Origin of the sequence: Chryseobacterium sp. sg2396, assembly GCF_042610505.1 — a bacterium.
In the GTDB taxonomy this organism is placed as follows: domain Bacteria; phylum Bacteroidota; class Bacteroidia; order Flavobacteriales; family Weeksellaceae; genus Chryseobacterium.
The window spans coordinates 63,635-83,805 of record NZ_JBHGAQ010000003.1 but is presented as its reverse complement, the minus strand read 5'-3'; the positions used below and the strand labels follow the sequence as shown (position 1 = coordinate 83,805).

Below are 20,171 nucleotides of genomic sequence, written 5' to 3'. Positions count from 1 at the left end.
AGGCTACTCATTAAGAGTAGCCTCGCAGGATATAATAAAAATTTTTATAAAGGATTTTGTACAACCAGTCCATTACTTGCGTCAATTTCTGACTTTGGAATCAAATATTGCCACCTTTTGTCTCCTGCAGGTACATTATAAATATTATTTACAACTGTAGGAGAATGATTACTGGTAGTAGAACTTCCTCTGTCTAATGGAAGATTTAATCTCTTTAGATCAAGGAATCTAAAACCTTCTCCCCAAAGCTCTATTCTTCTACTGTCCAGAATTTCATTAATATATGCGGTCCCAGTATTAGAAGAAGCCACATAGCTTGGATTTCTGTTTGACATGAATTGATTGAACACGACTCTTGAATCAGCCTCTTTTCCAGAAATTCTGGCTAAAGCTTCAGCTTCTATAAGATACATTTCTGCTGCTCTCATAAGAGGTACATCACATCTACTGTCAGAAGTACTTACTGCTAAAAATTTCTGGCTTGTGTAAGCAAACTTTGAAAAAGTTGACGGCAATCCCAATGTACTATGCTGCCCCGTTGGATCAAAATTTTTGGTTCTTACATCAGTAGATGGGAATTTTTGGTACAAAAGTTTATTAATTGCCTTTGGAGCAGTACGAATATTTGTAGAGTTATAATTTCTAGACATATAAGCTCCGAAATTTCCAAAATAATCTGTCTGATCTGCAACAATTAAAGATCCCCACATCCATTCATTGTTCGTTAATGTATTGAATCCTGAAAGATACGCAGCATTTGACATCAAACTATACCCAGATCTTGCTAATTTTGCATTGTCTGCGGCAATTTGGTAATTACCCTGTGTTAAGGCAACCCTAGCCTTTAGTCCTCTGACAACATTAATATCGAAATGTGATTTAGCTGCTCGTCCGGTATATGTGGTAAGCAAATCTATTGCTTTATCTAAATCTAAATTTACCTGAGTGTAAACTTCTTCAACTGTATTTCTTGCCTTTGGTGCAGTATCTAATGTTGTTTGGATAGGAACTCCCGGTTGGTTATTATTTGATCCGTTTGCATATCTTATACTATAAAGCTGAACAAGCATGTAATGGCAAAAAGCTCTGTAAGCATAAGCTTCAGCAATCGCCTTATTTTTAATAGCTACATCACCCGTTGCATTTTGTCCCAAATTAATTATAGTATTTGCATTACGAATCAATGCATAATAAAATTGATATGGATAAAAATCATTAGCTCCATTTTCGTTGATCTGGTCCTGCCATCTAACCGTAGTAATATACCAACCGTTTCCGGTAGATGGGAAAACAAGGTCTTCTCCTAAAGCATCCATCATAATCATAATTCCAGCCTGTCCGTTTTGACCTTGATTAGAATTTTGCCTTACATATAAATCACGATGCATCCCATTCACAATGGCCATAAGATTTTCAGCAGTAGCAACTGCAGATACATCACCTACAGAATCAGTAGGCACGGTTTCTAAGAAATCTCCTTTACAGGATGATAATGTGAATAATCCAGCTATTACAACAAAGCTGTAAATATATTTTTTCATATTTTATTTAATTAAAACGTTACATTAAGACCTAAGCTATAAATTCTTGCAGGTGTGTATCTGTTCGTCGTTGTACCATTGAAAGATTGTACAGGCTCCAAACCTTTACGCGCTGTTTTGGACCAAATATTTTCACCACTTACAAATAATTTCAAGCCTCTGATTCCATATTGAGAAATGTCTTCCACATCAAATGTATAAGCCAGCGATGCAGAACGCAATGAGATAAAATCTGAGTTAACCAACCATCTTGATGAAGCCGCATTACTACTTATGTATGTTGTAGCATCCATCCTTGGAACATCTGTAATTTGTCCTGGCGTTGTCCATCTATTTAAAATATCAGTACTTAAGGCTCCTCCCTGCGTATATGCAGACATCAGTGATGCATAGTTCGAATCATAGGTTTTTCCTCCTATTTGATATGTAAACATTGTATTTAATGATAAATTCTTATATCGCAATGTTGTTCCAAAGCTACCATACAATTTAGGAATCGCAGACCCTGAATAATCATATTTTGCTTTTGTATAATTTGTTGTTACCAAAACTCCATTAACTGTTCTTATATCCGTTGCTGTAGTATTTGCATAAGCGTCATCTACAAGAAATAATGGCGAACCATCGCTAGGATCAACACCATACCATTGTCTCAACCAATAGTCGTAAATAGACTGACCAACCATTAACTTTTTTGTTCCATTTATGATCTGCGTCTGCCCGTCAGGCAATCTTGTCAATTCATTTTTTATTGTTGATGCATTCGCTGTCAGATCCCAGCCAAAATCATTACTTTTAATTACTGATAAATTTAATGTTGCTTCAATACCTTTGTTGAACATATCCCCAACATTTGTATAAATAGAATTTCCAGGTACACCTACAGATACAGGAGTAGGTACAGCAAAAATTAAGTCGGTTGTTGATCTCTTATAGTATTCAATACTTCCGGAAATACGGTTATTCCAAAAAGCAAAGTCAACTCCAATATCAAATTGTTTATTTGTTTCCCAAGTAATATTTGGATCAGAAACCAGACCTAATAATATACCTGCTTCTGTTGCATTATTATATCCTAAACTATATAAACTCTGATATGCATAATATGATAAAGCTGAGTTAGTAAAATTTTGATCATTACCAACTTCACCATAAGAACCTCTTATTTTGAAATCATTAACAAATTTTACATTTGCTAAAAATGCTTCTTTATTAACTCTCCAACCTGCACCAACAGACCAAAAAGTGCCCCATCTTCTATCGGGTGCAAAACGCGAAGATCCATCTGTTCTGATTGATCCAGAAAGCAAATACTTCTCCGAAAAATCATAGTTTAATCTAGCAAAATAACTTTCTTTCCGATAATTATCTGTCTGAGATGTCAAAGATGTTGGCGTTATAAAGTTTACTAGCTCATCATTATCTGAAGCTACCTGCCCTTGTTTATATCCATATAAATATTCATAAATATATTTTATCGATTCATGACCTCCTGTTAAATCAAAATTGTGGTTTCCAAAACTTTTCCTATAATTAATAATCTGGTTAAAAGTTATAGTTTGATTAGTAACCGCAGTTCTTGAAGCTGCCCCTGCAGGAGCAGCATCTCCAATGATTTTATTGGTATAGGTACTGTTTTTAAAGTTCCTGATATCATAAGCTACATTCATTGTTGCAGTTAAACCTTTTGCTAACTTAAACTCAGCATATGATCTGGAATTAATTAAGAAGGTCTTAGAGAAATCTTTATTTAGAAGAGTTTCCTGAATAACATGCCTTCCCGAAGCAGCGTCAGCACCCCTTATAGCTGTAATGTCATATACTTTTTGCCCATCTGCATCATATAAAGTATTCCCATTGGCATCATGAGCGTACGGGCTGTAGATCGGACCCATACTTCTGGTCCAGCTAAAAGGATTTATGTAAGAGGAATTGTTACTTGCTCCATCCACCGCGTTGTTACCAAAGCTTGATGCAGCTGATAGATTCACACCAACCTTTAACCAGTCTTTCATTTGAGAATCTATATTCAAACGAGATGTTAAACGCTCATAATCAGATTTAATAATATATCCCGTTTCATTCAAATATCCGATAGAAGCAAAATATGTAGTTTTATCGGTACCTCCGCTATAATTTAAATCATAACTTTGTCTAAAACCTTTTTTAACCAAGTCTTTTTGCCAATCTAAATCTGTATATTTTAAAGAGGCGTTTGGATTTAATACACCATCGACAACCAGTTGATTATCTGGCACATTAAATACATTATTCTTTAATACAGTAATTAAATTATTAGAAGCATAAGCATTAGCTGTAGCAACAGTTGCTGTGGGATTTGATGTTCTATAACCATTTCTTAAAGATTCCCAAACCAAAGGATAATACTGATATGCATTTACCCGATCATATTCTGGGATGGCTCTCTCCGTAACACCTGTTAAAGCAGTAAAATTAATCACATCTCTACCCCTCTTCCCTTTTTTTGTGGTAATTAGAACTACTCCATTAGCAGCACTTGAACCATATAGGGATGTTGAAGCCGCATCTTTTAAAATGGTCATTGACTCAATATCATTGGGATTCAAAAAAGCAATACCGGTGGGATATGGAGATCCATCTACAACGTATAATGGTTCATTAGAAAGATTGACCGAACTGAATCCTCTAATTCTTACTGAAGGAGCACTTCCCGGCTGCCCTGTCGAGGTACTTACTTGAATACCTGGACCAGCACCATCAATGGCTTGGGCGATATTTGTAATACTTCTCTGCTCTAATTTTTTTGCACTAATTAAAGTATTAGACCCAACAACAGTTTCTTTTTTTTGCTTACCGTATGCAACTACTACGACTTCTTCTATTTCTCTGGTATTTATAGTATCATTCCGCTTTTGCTGAGCTGACACTATTTCTCCCAAAAAGAAACAAGCTCCAATAGTTATTACTTTTAATTTCACACTCATATTAACAGTTTTTAATATTTAACAAAGACAAATATGTTAATAAAATTTAACATTAACAAATTTTTAACTTTTGCAATTTCCTATGATCTAAATCATTTTTGTAAAATATTTTTATGTTAAACATAATTACATTATTTTTGACTTTTAAATCTTAAAATAATATGGCAAAATCATATTATTGCAAATACTTTTTAACATTTTATTATAAATAATTAAAAAATTATTTATAATAAATCTAAATAATAACAAAATATTATTAAAATACGTATCTAATACCAATCATATTTAAAAAATAGCCTATTTTTAGGTTGTATTTTGCTATAATGTTAATCTCTATAAATATCATTTGTATATGGCTCTGGCAAAACAGATAATCGTAAAAGAAATAGAACGGGAACTCTAAAGTTTATTAAGAACAAACCCATTAATTTGATTATCGACCTTTGTGGTTTTGACTACTTCTTCAATTGAATCAGACCATTGTATACACATAATTGGTATAAATCAAAATTTACATGCAGTCTCTCAGTAAATCATTAAAAAAGGCATCCAAATTTTGGATGCCCTGTTTATTATTTATAAGAAAAAATTACTTCAGCTTCTTCTTCACAGCAACTTCTTCATACACTTCAAGAATATCGCCTTGTTCAATGTCGTTATAGCCTTTCAGGTTCAATCCGCATTCGTAGCCTTTGGTTACTTCCCGTACGTCATCTTTGAAACGTTTTAAGCTTTCCAGCTCGCCTTCGAACTTCACGATACCATCTCTTAGTAAGCGTATTTTCGATTGTCGGGTAACTTTTCCTGTCAACACCATACAACCTGCAATGGTTCCTACTTTTGAAATCTTGAATACTTCACGGATCTCAACGTTACCGATTACCTGCTCCTGAATTTCCGGAGAAAGCATTCCTTCCATCGCTTCTTTTACCTCGTCAATCGCCTTATAGATCACGGAGTATGTTCTGATTTCAATTTCTTCACGGTCTGCAAGATCTTTAGCATTGGCTCCGGCTCTTACGTTGAATCCAATAATAATAGCATCAGATGCCGCCGCCAAGTTGATATCGGATTCGGTGATCTGTCCAACTCCTGAGTGAAGGATTTTCACACTGATCTCCTCTGTCGATAATCTTTGCAACTGATCGGAAAGTGCTTCTACGGAACCGTCCACATCACCTTTAAGGATAATGTTCAATTCTTTGAACTCACCCAGCGCAATACGTCTGCCTAATTCTTCGAGGGTTGTATGTTTTTTGGTTCTGATGGATAATTCCCTCTGAAGCTGTTCTCTCTTGTTTGCAATCGCTTTTCCTTCACTTTCATCAGCATATACACGGAATTTATCACCTGCAGTAGGTGCGCCGTCAAGACCTAAGATCGTGGCAGGAATAGAAGGACCTGCCTCAGCAAGATTTTTCCCTCTTTCATCCAGCAAAGCTTTCACTTTACCGTGGTTTTTACCTGCTACTACATAGTCTCCTACTTTTAAAGTTCCTGCCTGTACCAACATTGTTGCCACATATCCTCTACCTTTATCCAGTGAAGCTTCAATGACAACTCCGTTTGCAGAGCGTTCAGGATTCGCTTTTAATTCAAGTAATTCTGCCTGTAACAAAACTTTCTCCAACAGAAGATCCATATTGTTACCCATCTTTGCTGAAATTTCCTGTGCCTGAACATTTCCACCCCATTCTTCTACAAGAACAGGAGGATTCAGACCGGAAAGCTGCTGACGGATATTATCAGGGTTTGCATTTGGCTTATCTACTTTGTTGATTGCTATAATCATAGGTACTCCCGCAGCCTGTGCGTGAGAGATCGCTTCCTTGGTCTGAGGCATTACATCGTCATCGGCAGCGATTACAATGATTGCAATATCCGTGATCTGTGCCCCTCTCGCCCTCATTGCCGTAAAGGCTTCGTGACCAGGAGTATCCAGGAATGTAATTCGTTGTCCGTTTTCCAGCTTTACGTTATAAGCTCCGATGTGCTGGGTAATCCCTCCGGATTCTCCTGCAATGACGTTTGTTTTTCTGATATAATCCAGCAATGAAGTTTTACCATGGTCAACGTGTCCCATCACAGTAACCACAGGCGCTCTTGAGACTAAATTCTCTTCATTGTCGATTTCCTCATCAGCTTCTGCCTCTTCAAGATCAGCATCGGAGAACTCAATTTTATATCCGAATTCATCTGCCACCAATAATAAGGTATCAGCTTCAAGCCTCTGGTTCATCGTAACCATTACTCCCAGCGAGAAACATGCAGAAATCACCTCCGTCGGAGACACGTTCATCAAACTCGCCAATTCACCTACCGTGATGAATTCCGTTACCTTTAATGTTCTGTCTGCCGCATCGATTTCCTGTTGGCGCTCGTCCTGTTCTCTACGGTAGTTTCTCTTATCTTTTCTGTGTTTTGCAGATTTAGATTTCCCTCCTTTATTGGTTAATTTCTCAAGGGTTTCCTTGATCTGGTTTTTAACCTGTTCGTCAGTAAGCTCAACAGGCATGGTTCTTTGTCCAGGTCTGTTGTTTCCGAAACGGTTTCCACCCTGGCCGCCTTGTCCCGGCGGGCGATTGCCCTGTCCCGGTGGACGGTTGCCCTGGTTGTTTCCGAAACGGTTTCCACCCTGACCTTGTCCGCCCTGCCCCTGAGGCCGGTTGCCTTGCGTACCACCTTGGTTATTTCCAAAACGGTTACCTCCTTGTCCACCTTGCACCTGCGGACGGTTTCCGCCCTGGCCGCCCTGGCCGCCCTGACCTTGCGGTCGGTTGCCCTGGTTATTTCCACCCTGTTGGTTATTGTTACCGCCTTGCTGATTATTACCTCCCGGCTTTTCAATTCTTTTTCTTTTCTTTTTGGCTCCCGCTCCCGGCTTAGGTGCAAATTGAGTTAGGTCGATCTTTTCCCCAACGATTTTAGGACCGTCAAGTTTTTGATAAACCGTTTCGATTTTTTGCGGCTCCTGAGATTCTTCTTCAGCTTTCACAGGCGCTGCTGGTTTTTCTTCAGCCGGCTTTTCAACTGCAGGTTTTGGTGCTTCCTGAACAGGAGCTGCCGGTTTTTCAACAGGTTTCTCCTCTTCTTTTTTATCTTCTGTTTTCGGTTTGTCTTTTTTAGCAGGTCTGTTTCTAGACTCAATCTGTGACAAATCTATTTTATCGAGAACTTTAAATTCCTGTCTTTCAGGAGTTGCTTTCACCTCTTCTGCCGGTGCAGCTTCTTCTTTTTTCTCCTCTGCTGCCAGTGCAGGCTTTGGAGCAGGCGTTTCTTCCACTTCAGGTTTTTTAGGCTCCAAGTCTATTTTACCTAAAATTTTAGTTTCCGGTTTGTTTGCTTTAGCTCTTATTACTTCAGGGGTTTTCTTTTCCTCAATTTCCAGCTTTTCTTCCGGAACTTTGGTGATCACCACCTCATGGGAAGCCTTACGCTGTTCGCCGTCCTTGGCAAACTCAGCCTCCAATGCAGAATATGCCGCTTCTTCTAATTGAGCGTTAGGATTGCTTTCAACCTCAATGCCTTTGGCCTGTAAAAATTCTACTAACCTGGACATCGAAATGTTGAATTCCTTAACCGCTTTATTTAATCTAATTTTTGGCATCTATATTATTACTATTTTTTTTAATTCTTAAAATTAAAGTATTTCTTTTTTACTGTTTATTAAAATTTACTTAAAAATCTTAATCCTCGAATTCTTCTCTCAGAATACGTTTAACATCTTCAATAGTTTCCTCTTCCAGGTCAACCATATTCAGCAAGCTTTCGGTTTCTTTATCCAAAACAGATTTGGCCGTAGTAAGACCTACTTTTTTAAACTCATCCAAAATCCACTGCTCGATATCATCGTTGAATTCTTTCAGTTCAACATCATCATCTTCGCTGGATTCTCTGTGCACATCGATCTCATAACCTGTCAACCAAGAAGCAAGTCTTATATTCTGTCCCTGCTTACCGATTACTTTGGAAATCTCTTCAACCGGAGTATATACCAATGCATATTCCTGCTCCTCGTTGATGTCAATTTTATTGATGGTAACATTTCCTAAAGCTCTCTTTACAAGGATTTCAGGATTTTTAGACCACTGAATAACGTCGATGTTCTCATTTCTCAACTCTCTTACGACCCCGTGAATCCTTGATCCCTTCACCCCTACACAGGCTCCTACCGGATCGATTCTGTCGTCATAAGCATCTACTGCAATCTTTGCCTTTTCTCCCGGAATCCGTACCACTTTCTTCAGCATAATGGTTCCGTCCTGGATTTCAGGAATTTCCAGCTCCAATAGTTTTTCTAAGAATTTAGGTGCAGTTCTGGAAATAATAATCTGCGGTTTGGAACCTTTGAAATCTACTGTTTCAACAATAGCTCTGATATTTTCACCTTTTTTAAAGAAATCGGATGGGATCTGATTTTCTTTTGGCAAAATGAATTCGTTCTCTTCATCATCCAACAGGATCACATGCTTGTGACGGATGTGGTGAATTTCCCCGACTACGATTTCCCCGATACGGTCTTTAAACTGCTCATACAACATGGCATTGTTGTGCTCCTGCAATTTTGTAGCCAAGATCTGCTTCAGGGTAAGAATATTCCTTCTTCCCAGCTGGGCAACAGGAATTTCCATCGTAAAATCTTCACCTACCTCAAAAGTAGGATCGATTTTTTTAGCTTCGGAGATTTCGATTTCCAGATCATCGTCTTCCGACATCTCGTCTTCCACGATGGTTTTGTTTAAAAATATCTGGAAGTCCCCTTTGTCAGGGTTTACAATCACATCAAAGTGATCATCCGAATCGTATCGCTTCCTCAGAAGGGTTTTTAGAGAATCTTCAATAATCGCCATAAGATCAATCTTACTGATCCCTTTTTCGTCTTTAAAATCACCGAAGGATTCAATCAACGCTATATTGTCCATTTACTTTTTTTCTTTTAAAATTTAATTGTTACTAATGCTTTCTTAATCTCAGAGTACGGAATTTCTTTTTCCTCCTCCACATCCATCTTTCCCTTACCGATATCTTTCGGCTTTCGGTATCGCAGGATCAGTGTGATTTTTTCTTCATCTATTTTCGCCAGCTCGCCTTCAATCTTGGTATCATCCGTTAGTAAAACGTCAATCTCCCTTCCGATATTTTTAGCAAACTGTCTTGGAGTAGCCAGCGGCTCGCTTAATCCGGCCGACATTACCTGCAGGCTGAAATCGTGTTCCTCTCGATCCATATTAAATTCTATGGCCCGGCTTGCATCAAGGCAGTCTTGTAAAGAAACGCCGTTGTCACCATCTAAAATCACCGTAATGTCGTCCCCTGCAGAAAACTTTAAATCAATAAGAAATAAATCTTTTCTGGTTTCCAGGAACTCATGTAATAATTCTTCAATTCTTTTTCTAAACTCCATATATAATGTAATCTTGATTTACCCGTACGAAAAAAGGCTTTCTTCCGAAGGCCTTCCCATATTTTTCCGTAAATCCACTGCAAATATACGACTTTTTATTAAAAAAGCAAAATATCTTATTATCAACAGGATAAGTTAATTTGCATTTACATTAAATTAAAGAACTAAATGATGGTATTTTTATTACTTTTGTGGTTTAATTTAAAAACATATATTTTGAACATTACTATTGTAGGAACAGGCTACGTAGGTTTGGTTACAGGAACCACTCTGGCAGAGCTTGGTAATTCAGTATACTGTGTAGATATTGATGAAAAAAAAGTAGAAGGCATGAAAAACGGCGTAGTTCCCATCTATGAGCCGAATCTTGAAGAAATGTTCCTGAGAAACATTCAGGCAGAGAGATTATTTTTCACGACCGATTTAAAAGAAGCACTGGACAAAAGCGAAGTTATCTATCTGGCATTGCCTACGCCACCCGGAGGAGACGGCTCAGCAGATCTTTCTTATGTTCTGAAAGTAGCGAACGATATCGGCGATATGATGACCGAATATAAAGTGATCGTCAATAAAAGTACCGTTCCTGTAGGTACGGCAGATAAAGTACGGGAAGTGATCGCTTCCAAAACCCAAATCCCTTTTGACGTTGTTTCCAATCCTGAATTCCTGAGAGAAGGCTTTGCTGTAGAAGATTCTATGAATCCTGCGCGAGTGGTGGTAGGTTCAAGTTCCGATAAGGCCAAAGACATCATGGCTAAAATTTACCAGCCGTTTACCAATACCGGAATTCCTATTATTTTCATGGATGAAAAATCTTCCGAGCTTACCAAATATGCCGCCAACTCTTTTTTAGCGGTAAAAATCACATTTATGAACGAGATTGCCAACTATTGCGAAAAAGTAGGTGCGGATGTGGATAAAGTAAGATTGGGAATGGGTAGTGACGACCGGATCGGGCAAAGGTTCCTGTTTCCCGGCATCGGATACGGAGGCAGCTGCTTTCCTAAAGATGTAAAAGCACTGATAAAATCAGGAAAGCAGGAAGATTTCAATTTTCAGATTCTTGAAGCGACAGAAAATGTAAATATCGCCCAGAAAGTTATCCTCGTTTCTGAAATTGAAAAATATTTCGGAGGGAATATTGAAGGGAAAACCATTGCTTTATGGGGTCTCGCTTTTAAAGCCAATACCGATGATATCCGTGAAGCCTCTTCACTGGACAATATCGCGCTTTTACTCGAAAAAGGAGCTAAAATCGTCGCTTATGATACGATCGCAGAGAACAATGTGAAAAGATTATTAGGAGACAAAATCCAATACGCCAAAAGTATGTACGAAGCATTGGAAAATGCAGACGCTTTGCTAATTGCTACCGAATGGCCAGAATTTAAAAATCCGAATTTCGATCTGATGGCTCAGAAAATGAACGGTAAGGCGATCTTTGACGGAAGAAATATGTATCCGTTGGAAATTCCGGAACAACATGGGTTTTATTACAAGAGCATCGGACGTAGAACAATTTTAAATTAATCAAATGGAAAATATAATCATCACCGGAGGAGCCGGTTTTATCGGTTCGCATGTCGTAAGAGAATTTGTAAAGAACAATCCTGACACAAAGATCATCAACCTTGATGCGCTTACTTATGCCGGAAATCTCGAAAACTTAAAGGACATTGAAAATGAGCCTAACTATGTTTTTGAAAAAGCAGACATTACCAAACCTGAAGAATTAAGAAAAATATTCGAAAAGTACAATCCGGATGCAGTTGTACACCTTGCTGCAGAAAGTCATGTTGACCGAAGTATTACGGATCCGATGGCATTCATTAACACCAACGTTAACGGAACAGCAAACCTTCTCAATCTTTGCAAAGAGTTCTGGACTTTAAACCCGGATCACACCCACGGAAGATTCCCGGATGAAAAAAGAACCAACCTTTTCTATCACGTTTCTACCGACGAAGTATACGGCAGCTTGGGAGAAACCGGATTTTTCCTGGAAACAACGGCTTATGACCCTCAATCGCCATATTCGGCATCCAAAGCCGCTTCCGATCATTTGGTGAGAGCGTATGGAAATACTTACGGCATGCCATTTATCATCTCCAACTGTTCCAACAACTACGGCCCGAATCATTTTCCTGAAAAGCTGATCCCTCTCTGCATTTCCAATATTATGAATGAAAGACCTTTACCGATTTACGGTGACGGGAAATACACCAGAGACTGGTTATTTGTGATCGATCACGCAAAAGGCATCCACCAGATTTTCAACGAAGCCAAAACAGGTGAAACCTATAATATCGGCGGATTCAACGAATGGCAGAATATTGACCTGGTAAAAGAGCTTATCAAGCAGATGGATGCTAAACTGGGAAGACCGGAAGGTTATTCTGAAAAACTGATTACTTTTGTAAAAGACAGGCCGGGCCACGATAAGCGCTATGCTATTGATGCCACGAAACTTAATAAAGATTTGGGATGGACCCCCTCGGTAACCTTTGAAGAAGGACTCGGAAAAACCATCGACTGGTATCTTGAAAATAAACAATGGCTTGAACATGTAACCAGCGGAGATTACCAGAAATATTACGAAAAACAATACAACTAACAGAACGCACAAAACCAGATGAAAGGTATTATTTTAGCCGGAGGTTCCGGAACAAGGCTTTACCCTCTTACCATTGCTGTCAGTAAACAGCTGATGCCCGTTTACGACAAGCCGATGATTTATTATCCGCTGTCTACTTTGCTGCTGGCAGGCATTAAAGATATTTTAATTATTACAACCCCTCATGATCAGCCAGGTTTCATTAAATTGTTAGGAGACGGTTCGCAGATTGGCTGTAATATCGAATATATGGTTCAGCCAAGCCCAGACGGATTGGCACAGGCCTTTATCCTCGGAGACCAATTTATTGGAAACGATTCCGCAGCCCTGGTTTTAGGCGATAATATTTTCTACGGTTCCGAAATGGGGACCTTGCTTAAAAATAAGACAAATCCGGAAGGAGGCGTAGTCTTTGCGTATCACGTCTCAGATCCTGAGCGTTATGGAGTGGTAGAATTCGATGATCATTTCAAAGCCGTTTCGATTGAGGAAAAACCGCTGGAGCCCAAATCCAACTACGCCGTTCCCGGATTATATTTCTATGATAATGAAGTGGTTGAAATTGCCAAAAATATTAAGCCTTCTCCGAGAGGAGAACTTGAAATTACCGACGTGAACAATGTTTACCTGCAAAAAGGGAAACTCGAAGTAGGTGTTTTGGATCGAGGAACAGCATGGCTTGATACGGGAACGTTTGATTCCCTGAACGATGCTTCGGAATTTGTAAGGGTAATTGAAAAGAGGCAGGGCTTCAAAATCGGATGTATTGAAGAAATCGCTTTCAGAAATAAATTCATTGATGAAGAGAAACTACTGGAAACTGCTACCAAATATGGTAAGAGCGGCTACGGAGAATATCTGAAGCAGCTGGTGAACAAATAACTATTAATGGACTAACATCAATCGGGCCGTTAGTTTTATGATTAATTATTTTTTACATCAAACTAATACTAATTGATATTTCTTACTACTGGAAATAATCTTCAAAAAGAGAATCATGAATAAATTAAATAGTATAAATTTGCACTAAATTTTGCACAGATGACCGAACCAAAACAGAAATGGACCGAAACGATTGAGACCCAACACTCCTTATTTGATCTGAAACTAAAAGAGGTCTGGCAATATAAAGATCTTGTTTATATGTTTGTAAAAAGAGATTTTGTATCAAGCTTTAAACAGACGATCTTAGGTCCCATCTGGTTTTTTATAAATCCTATTTTAACAACAATCGTATACCTGGTTGTATTTGGAAAAATAGCCAATCTTCCTACAGACGGAGCTCCACCTTTACTTTTTTATTTGGCAGGCGTAACGCTTTGGAATTATTTCTCATCTTGTTTATTAGGCACCTCTTCTACTTTTGTAGGAAATGCCGGTATATTTGGGAAAGTTTATTTCCCCAGATTGGTAACTCCGCTTTCTATTGTCATATCCAACCTCATGCGTTTTGGAGTACAATTTTTACTGTTCATTATTGGCTGGCTGTATTACTTTTCTAAGGGAGAGGTGCATCCGAATATTTGGGTGTTGGCAACTCCGTTTTTAATACTTTTAATGGCAGTGTTCGCTCTAGGAGTAGGAATGATATTCTCTTCGCTTACCACAAAATACAAGGATCTAAACATGCTTCTTGGATTTGGGGTAAGTTTGTACATGTACGCAACTCCAGTAATATATCCAACATCAGCATTACCTGTTTTTTTTAAAAAACTTTCATTTTATAACCCTCTGACAGGTGTTTTTGAATGTTTTAAATATGCTTGGTTAGGTGTTGGCGATTTTTCGCCATTGATGTTGGTAATTAGTTCGGCTATAATACTGTTGTTATTAATGATAGGTGTTGTTATCTTTAATAAGATTGAGAAATCTTTTATGGATACGGTTTAAAAATTTATAATCCCTCTAACAATTACAATATGCTGGCTTTAAAAGCAGAAAATATATCCAAACAATACCGTCTCGGCCAGGTCGGAACAGGGACTTTATCTCACGACCTGAACAGATTCTGGCATAAGATGAGAGGAAAAGAAGATCCTTATTTAAAAATTGGTGAAGCGAATGACAGAACCCAAAAAGGAACTTCGGAATATGTGTGGTCACTCCGTGATATCAATTTCGAGATCGAGCAGGGTGATGCAGTAGGAATTATCGGAAGAAACGGGGCAGGAAAATCAACTCTCTTAAAGCTTTTAAGTAAAGTAACCAAACCTACCACCGGAAAAATTTATACCAATGGTAGAATTGCTTCTCTTTTGGAGGTAGGAACAGGCTTTCATCCTGAAATGACCGGCCGTGAAAACGTTTACCTCAATGGTGCTATTCTTGGAATGACAAGAAAAGAAATTACACGAAAATTTGATGAGATTGTGAATTTCTCAGGAGTTGAAAGATATATCGATACACCGGTAAAAAGATATTCTTCAGGGATGTATGTACGTCTTGCTTTTGCTGTTGCTGCACATCTTGAATCTGAAATCCTTATTGTTGATGAAGTTCTTGCCGTAGGAGACGTTGAGTTTCAGAAAAAATGTTTGGGCAAAATGGGCGATGTCACTAAAGGACAGGGCAGAACCGTTCTTTTTGTAAGCCATAACATGGCTGCTATTAATGAATTATGTAATAACGCAATTTTATTAGATAAAGGTACTGTTTTGATGCAGGGAGATAAGGATAAATGTATTATCGAATACCAAAAAAGAAGCGGACATATTTCTTACTATAATATATTAGAGAATGATTTTAAAATAGAAAATGATAAAATTCAAGTATTATCATATTCTGCTACACCCATCCATGGTAATGTTTTAAATATTAATTCCGGGGCTAGGTTTGAAATTAATTTTTTAAGTAAAGTTCAAAACGCTATGTTGGATCTTTCATTTTATTTAAGGAACTCACATGAAGTAACAGTTATGAGTAATGGATTTATTATAAGTGATAATATTGAAAAAGGACCGTATTCGCTTGTATTTGAAATTCAGCCAAACATTCTCAATGAAGATTCTTATTATTTTGAAATGTTTTGGGGGGTTAATCGGTCTGATATTGCACTAAAAACGGAGTCATTTGGTTTTGAAATCACTGGCAATCGAAATCAATTCGGCGATATTAGAAAATCTCCGGGTGTTATTTTCCCTAATATAATTTCAAATGTTAGAAAAATATAGCTTAACGGTCTTAACTAAATATTTATGCTTTTAAATATCATTTTTTCGTATAATCGTGCTATGCAATTGGACTATCTTCTAACGACTGTTTTAAACAGATTGAAGATACCTGATTACAATACTGTTATACTTTATCATACCACAGGCAATCATCATTTAGGTTATAAAAAGTTAATTGAAAAATATAAAGCATATCCTAACATAAGATTTGTCGAAAGAAAGGAGGTTTGGTTTGACATTTCTTTTTTTAAGACTTTTAACAGTAAGAAGAATTTCAATTTTTTTCTGGAAAAAAATCTAAAAAATAAAAAAGGAGATAACTTTAAAGGTTTACTTCAAAAGTTATTACGAGAAACAAAACATGAATTTGTTATGTTTAATACTGATGACGGAGTATTTTATGATGATGTAGTGTTAAACGACGATATTGTTTCTGTATTCAGGAAAAATCCCGATACTACTTCTTATAGAATGTATGTTGGAGATAATATCGATGGATTTCCAGATTATATTGAGAAAAAAAACAGCTATTACCAATGGGACTACTATACTGATAAGAATATCACTCATTGGTCTTATCCTTTTTCTGTAGATGGTACTATTTATAACACCAGAAATCTATTAAATATTTTAGAAAAAGTGCCCTACCATAATCCAATAACATTGGAAGAAAATGTGTTTAGATATGCTTTGAAACATAAACTTTTTAGAAACGGGATTGGTCCTCTGAAAACAAAATTAGTTGGAACAACGTTAAACAGAGTCTCAACAGACAATTCTAATCCGACGATCAATATAGACGTTGATTATTTAAATCAAAAATTTATTGAGGGATATACTCTTCGCCTCAATCTACCTATGCTGATAACTGTAGTGAATATTGTACCTTTTGAGGTAATTATTGAAAGGGGAGAGGAAATAGAAGTTATTTATTCTATCGACGAAGAAGGGAAAAAAGTTCAAAACTCTTATGGAGTTGAAGGAACAAAAAAAGAATAGAAAAAATAAATTTATGCTTCCACATATTATAAACTTTTCTAAAATAGGCTCTCAGGATCTGGGATATATTACTGTAGCTGAAGAACAAAAAAATGTTCCTTTTGAAATCAAAAGAGTTTACTGGACGTATTATACGCCACAGGACGTTATTCGAGGAGGCCATGCGCACAAAGAACTTCAGCAGATCATTTTTGCAGTTTCCGGGACTATTGAGTTCAATACTTTAGATCTGGAGGGGAACAAAGAAACTTTTATTCTTGATGCTCCTTCCAAAGGACTTTATATTCCAAAGCTAATATGGAGAGATATAAAATTCAGCCATAGTGCGGTTTTGTTGTGCCTGGCTTCAGAATTATATGACGAGAAAGACTATTTCAGAGATTTTGATGAGTTTAAAAATTACAAAAAATGATACATCCTTTAGCTGACGTCCAATCTCAAAAAATAGGAGAAGGTACCACAATCTGGCAATTTTGTGTAGTTTTGAAAAATGCGGCTATCGGTAAAAATTGCAATATAAACTGCCAGGTATTCATTGAAAACAAGGTTGTCATCGGAGATAACGTAACTATTAAGCCAGGAGTACAGATCTGGGATGGTATTACTGTAGAAGATGATGTTTTTATTGGGCCTAATGTTACGTTTACCAATGATTTATTTCCAAAATCGAAAAATCAAAATTTTAACCTTAAAGAGACCATTATAAAAAAAGGAGCTTCAATAGGAGCCAATGCTACTATTCTTGCAGGAATTACAATAGGAGAAAATTCTCTTATAGGAGCAGGCAGTGTTGTAACTAAAGATATACCCGCTAATGAATTATGGATAGGAAATCCTGCAAAATTTTATAAAAAATATGAGACACCTCTATTATAATTCTTTTTTTTGGAGCAGCATGATTTTTGCCCTCCTTTATTATATATTTCTCTTATTATTTTCTTTGGATACAATTGACTCCGGCTTCATATTGTCATTTGTCGGGAGGCTTAAAGCAGGACAAATTATTTACAAAGATTTTGATTATATCCGTCCTTTCGGAAGCCCTTTATTTTGGAAAACTATTTGTTATCCTATTTCTTTTAAAAATCCATATTTATTTATAATCGTAAGAGCACTCGTTATCTTACAAACCTTGATAATTTCTTATTTAGTAATTAGATTACTTGACCTTAAGATAAATAGTGCTGAAACAATTACACTGACTATCGTTACCAATATCTTTTTTTTACACTCATTTAATATCATGCCATGGCATACAATCGATGGTATTTTTTTCGCTACTTTTTCAATATTTTTCACCCATAGAAAATATTATTTTTCAGCGATCATTTTAGCATTTTTTGCAGCTTTAACCAAACAGTCTTTTTATATTTATTTTATTTTTTCTGGTCTTTTAAATTTAATATTAATTTTAAAATACAAAAGAAATATCAGACTTTTTGATATTATCATTTCAAGTATATTATTACTTATTAGCTTTGCGATAATATTACAGGAAGAAGTAATTTATTCTTTTCAATATTTTTTAAAACAGACCAAAACTGAAAATGGGCTTAAGGATTTTTTAGAACATTCATTATACATTTACTTTCCAAAAAATTTGCAAGAAAGTATACTATATGCTAGTGTAATAGCATCACTTATTTATATTAATATTTATAAAAATAGAATTTTACCACTGTTTTTTTTAATATTTTCAACAATAATTTTTATATCTCCATTATTTAATCAAGGAAATTATAAAGGAGATAAAATTCTTTTTATTAGTCTTGCAATACAATCTATTTTTTTTACAAAAGACAAGAAAATCGTACTATGCCTGCTATTATTATTGGGTTGGACCTCTTCAATCTCATGGGGTTATAATACACCCATCTTTTTAATATTCTTCATTCTAATGATTCTTTTCTATGAGAAGAAATATAATAATCTTATAAATTACATATTACCAGCCAGTATTTTCCTGTTTTTTTCTGTAAGATTTATATATCCATATTTTAGCGAATCGCCTTTAAAAATCAGATTTATCCGGGCAACGAATATTAATGCTATTTCAGGTATTTATATGTCTGAGAAAAATTATCTCTATTTTAAAGAATCTTACAGACTGCATAAAAAATATAATAAAATTACTTTTCTTCCGGGAAATCCCGTTGCGGATATTATTAATAATGATTTTCCGGGGAGAGCATCCTGGGAAATGGATGTGGAATATCCTAACTGGACCGCAGATAAATCCACAAATAATTGTATTATTGTTGATAAAAATCCAGCAATTGAATATAGAAATGGTTTTTTTAAGAGTAGCATTACAACATACTTACTTAAAAACAAAACTAAAATTGATTCTACAAAATATTTTTATATATACAAATGATTAAATTTCTAGACTTACAAAAGATAAACCTTAAGCATCAGAAAGAAATAGAGAATGCCCTGCTAGCGACCTTTCGTTCTGGTTGGTATCTCTTAGGTGATAAAGTAAAATTTTTCGAACAACAATTGGCATCTTATTGTAAGGTTCCGCATGCGATTGGCGTAAGCAATGGTTTGGATGCCCTCAGATTAATATTCAGAGCATATATAGAACTGGGTTTTATGGCTCCCGGTGACGAAGTTATAGTACCTGCAAACACTTATATTGCTTCTATTTTAGCCATTACAGATAATAAATTAGTTCCTGTTTTAGTAGAGCCAGACCTAGAAACTTACAATATTGATTTAAATAAGATAGAAGGAAAAATTACACCTAAAACTAAAGCGATTCTTCTAGTTCATTTGTATGGAAGCATTGTTTTTTCGGAAGAAATCAAAGTGCTTGCAGACCAATACAACCTGAAAATAATTGAAGATAATGCTCAGGCTATCGGTGCTGTATGGAATAATAGCCTGTCAGGAAGCTTAGGTGATGCGGCAGGATTCAGTTTCTACCCCGGGAAAAACTTAGGAGCTATTGGAGATGCTGGTGCTGTAACGTGTCAGGATGATGATCTTGCAGCCTGTATAAGAACCTTAGCAAACTATGGTTCTCAAAAAAAATATATCAATCAATACCAAGGATATAATTCACGTCTGGATGAAATTCAAGCAGCCGTACTTTCTATAAAGCTCAGGTATTTAGATGAAGAAAACAACAGGCGAAAAGAAATTGCACATCGTTACATCACAGAAATAACAAATACAAAAATTGTTCTTCCTCATTATAAAATCCAGGAAAACAGTCACGTATATCATCTTTTTGTTATTAGAACGGAAAATAGGGATGCCCTTCAGAAATACCTTGAATTAAACGGAATACAAACTTTAATTCACTATCCTATTCCGCCTCATCAACAGCAGGCCTACTCTGATATGAATGAATTACACATGCCGATTACGGAGAAGATACATAATGAGGTACTAAGCTTACCGATATCTCCTGTGATGACAGAAGATGAAGTATCCACCGTTATACATATTTTAAATAATTTCTAAACG

General features: G+C 36.4%; 15 protein-coding genes. 10 read left to right on the top strand and 5 right to left on the bottom strand.

Translation table 11 applies throughout. The features are described from left to right. Positions 1-44: 44 nt before the first annotated feature. The 5 genes from ACED20_RS03790 to rimP all read right to left on the bottom strand — a co-directional run bounded on the left by ACED20_RS03790 (position 45) and on the right by rimP (position 9,911). Positions 45-1,541 (bottom strand): RagB/SusD family nutrient uptake outer membrane protein, encoded by a 1,497-nt coding sequence (locus ACED20_RS03790; RefSeq protein ID WP_294239919.1) that lies wholly within the window; start codon positions 1,539-1,541, stop codon positions 45-47. A gap of 11 nt (positions 1,542-1,552) precedes the next feature. Beyond that, positions 1,553-4,507, bottom strand: coding sequence for a SusC/RagA family TonB-linked outer membrane protein (locus ACED20_RS03785; RefSeq protein WP_345767045.1), 2,955 nt, complete (start codon positions 4,505-4,507; stop codon positions 1,553-1,555). A 589-nt stretch (positions 4,508-5,096) separates the two neighbouring features. Then, positions 5,097-8,114: a translation initiation factor IF-2 gene (infB, locus tag ACED20_RS03780; RefSeq protein WP_378103554.1), complete on the bottom strand. Its 3,018-nt coding sequence runs from the start codon at positions 8,112-8,114 to the stop codon at positions 5,097-5,099. Positions 8,115-8,193: 79 nt separating this feature from the next. After that, positions 8,194-9,429: a transcription termination factor NusA gene (nusA, locus tag ACED20_RS03775; RefSeq protein ID WP_294199969.1), complete on the bottom strand. Its 1,236-nt coding sequence runs from the start codon at positions 9,427-9,429 to the stop codon at positions 8,194-8,196. A gap of 14 nt (positions 9,430-9,443) precedes the next feature. Continuing rightward, positions 9,444-9,911: a ribosome assembly cofactor RimP gene (gene rimP / locus ACED20_RS03770; RefSeq protein ID WP_294225294.1), complete on the bottom strand. Its 468-nt coding sequence runs from the start codon at positions 9,909-9,911 to the stop codon at positions 9,444-9,446. 216 nt (positions 9,912-10,127) lie between these two features. Between rimP and ACED20_RS03765 the strand changes: the two genes are divergently transcribed. The 10 genes from ACED20_RS03765 to ACED20_RS03720 all read left to right on the top strand — a co-directional run bounded on the left by ACED20_RS03765 (position 10,128) and on the right by ACED20_RS03720 (position 20,168). Next, entirely contained in the window at positions 10,128-11,441 is a 1,314-nt protein-coding gene (locus ACED20_RS03765) for a UDP-glucose/GDP-mannose dehydrogenase family protein (RefSeq protein ID WP_294225288.1), read from the top strand. A 4-nt stretch (positions 11,442-11,445) separates the two neighbouring features. Continuing rightward, positions 11,446-12,525 (top strand): dTDP-glucose 4,6-dehydratase, encoded by a 1,080-nt coding sequence (gene rfbB / locus ACED20_RS03760; RefSeq protein ID WP_294225285.1) that lies wholly within the window; start codon positions 11,446-11,448, stop codon positions 12,523-12,525. Positions 12,526-12,543: 18 nt separating this feature from the next. Further along, positions 12,544-13,407, top strand: coding sequence for a glucose-1-phosphate thymidylyltransferase RfbA (gene rfbA / locus ACED20_RS03755; RefSeq protein WP_294225283.1), 864 nt, complete (start codon positions 12,544-12,546; stop codon positions 13,405-13,407). 159 nt (positions 13,408-13,566) lie between these two features. Further along, positions 13,567-14,415, top strand: coding sequence for an ABC transporter permease (locus ACED20_RS03750; protein ID WP_294225281.1), 849 nt, complete (start codon positions 13,567-13,569; stop codon positions 14,413-14,415). A 29-nt stretch (positions 14,416-14,444) separates the two neighbouring features. Continuing rightward, positions 14,445-15,695: an ABC transporter ATP-binding protein gene (locus ACED20_RS03745; protein ID WP_294225279.1), complete on the top strand. Its 1,251-nt coding sequence runs from the start codon at positions 14,445-14,447 to the stop codon at positions 15,693-15,695. Between the two features lie 24 nt (positions 15,696-15,719). Next, positions 15,720-16,694, top strand: coding sequence for a hypothetical protein (locus ACED20_RS03740; RefSeq protein WP_294225277.1), 975 nt, complete (start codon positions 15,720-15,722; stop codon positions 16,692-16,694). 13 nt (positions 16,695-16,707) lie between these two features. Then, positions 16,708-17,106: an FdtA/QdtA family cupin domain-containing protein gene (locus ACED20_RS03735; RefSeq protein WP_294225274.1), complete on the top strand. Its 399-nt coding sequence runs from the start codon at positions 16,708-16,710 to the stop codon at positions 17,104-17,106. Then, complete coding sequence (locus ACED20_RS03730; protein WP_294225271.1) at positions 17,103-17,570, top strand: acyltransferase; 468 nt, start codon at positions 17,103-17,105, stop codon at positions 17,568-17,570. Before ACED20_RS03735 ends, ACED20_RS03730 begins: the two co-directional genes overlap by 4 nt. Before the next feature lie 64 nt (positions 17,571-17,634). Next, positions 17,635-19,071, top strand: a complete 1,437-nt coding sequence (locus ACED20_RS03725; protein WP_378103550.1) for a hypothetical protein — start codon at positions 17,635-17,637, stop codon at positions 19,069-19,071. Beyond that, positions 19,068-20,168 carry a DegT/DnrJ/EryC1/StrS aminotransferase family protein gene (locus ACED20_RS03720; RefSeq protein WP_294225264.1) on the top strand — a complete coding sequence of 367 codons (1,101 nt, stop codon included), beginning with the start codon at positions 19,068-19,070 and terminating at the stop codon, positions 20,166-20,168. Before ACED20_RS03725 ends, ACED20_RS03720 begins: the two co-directional genes overlap by 4 nt. Positions 20,169-20,171 lie beyond the last annotated feature (3 nt).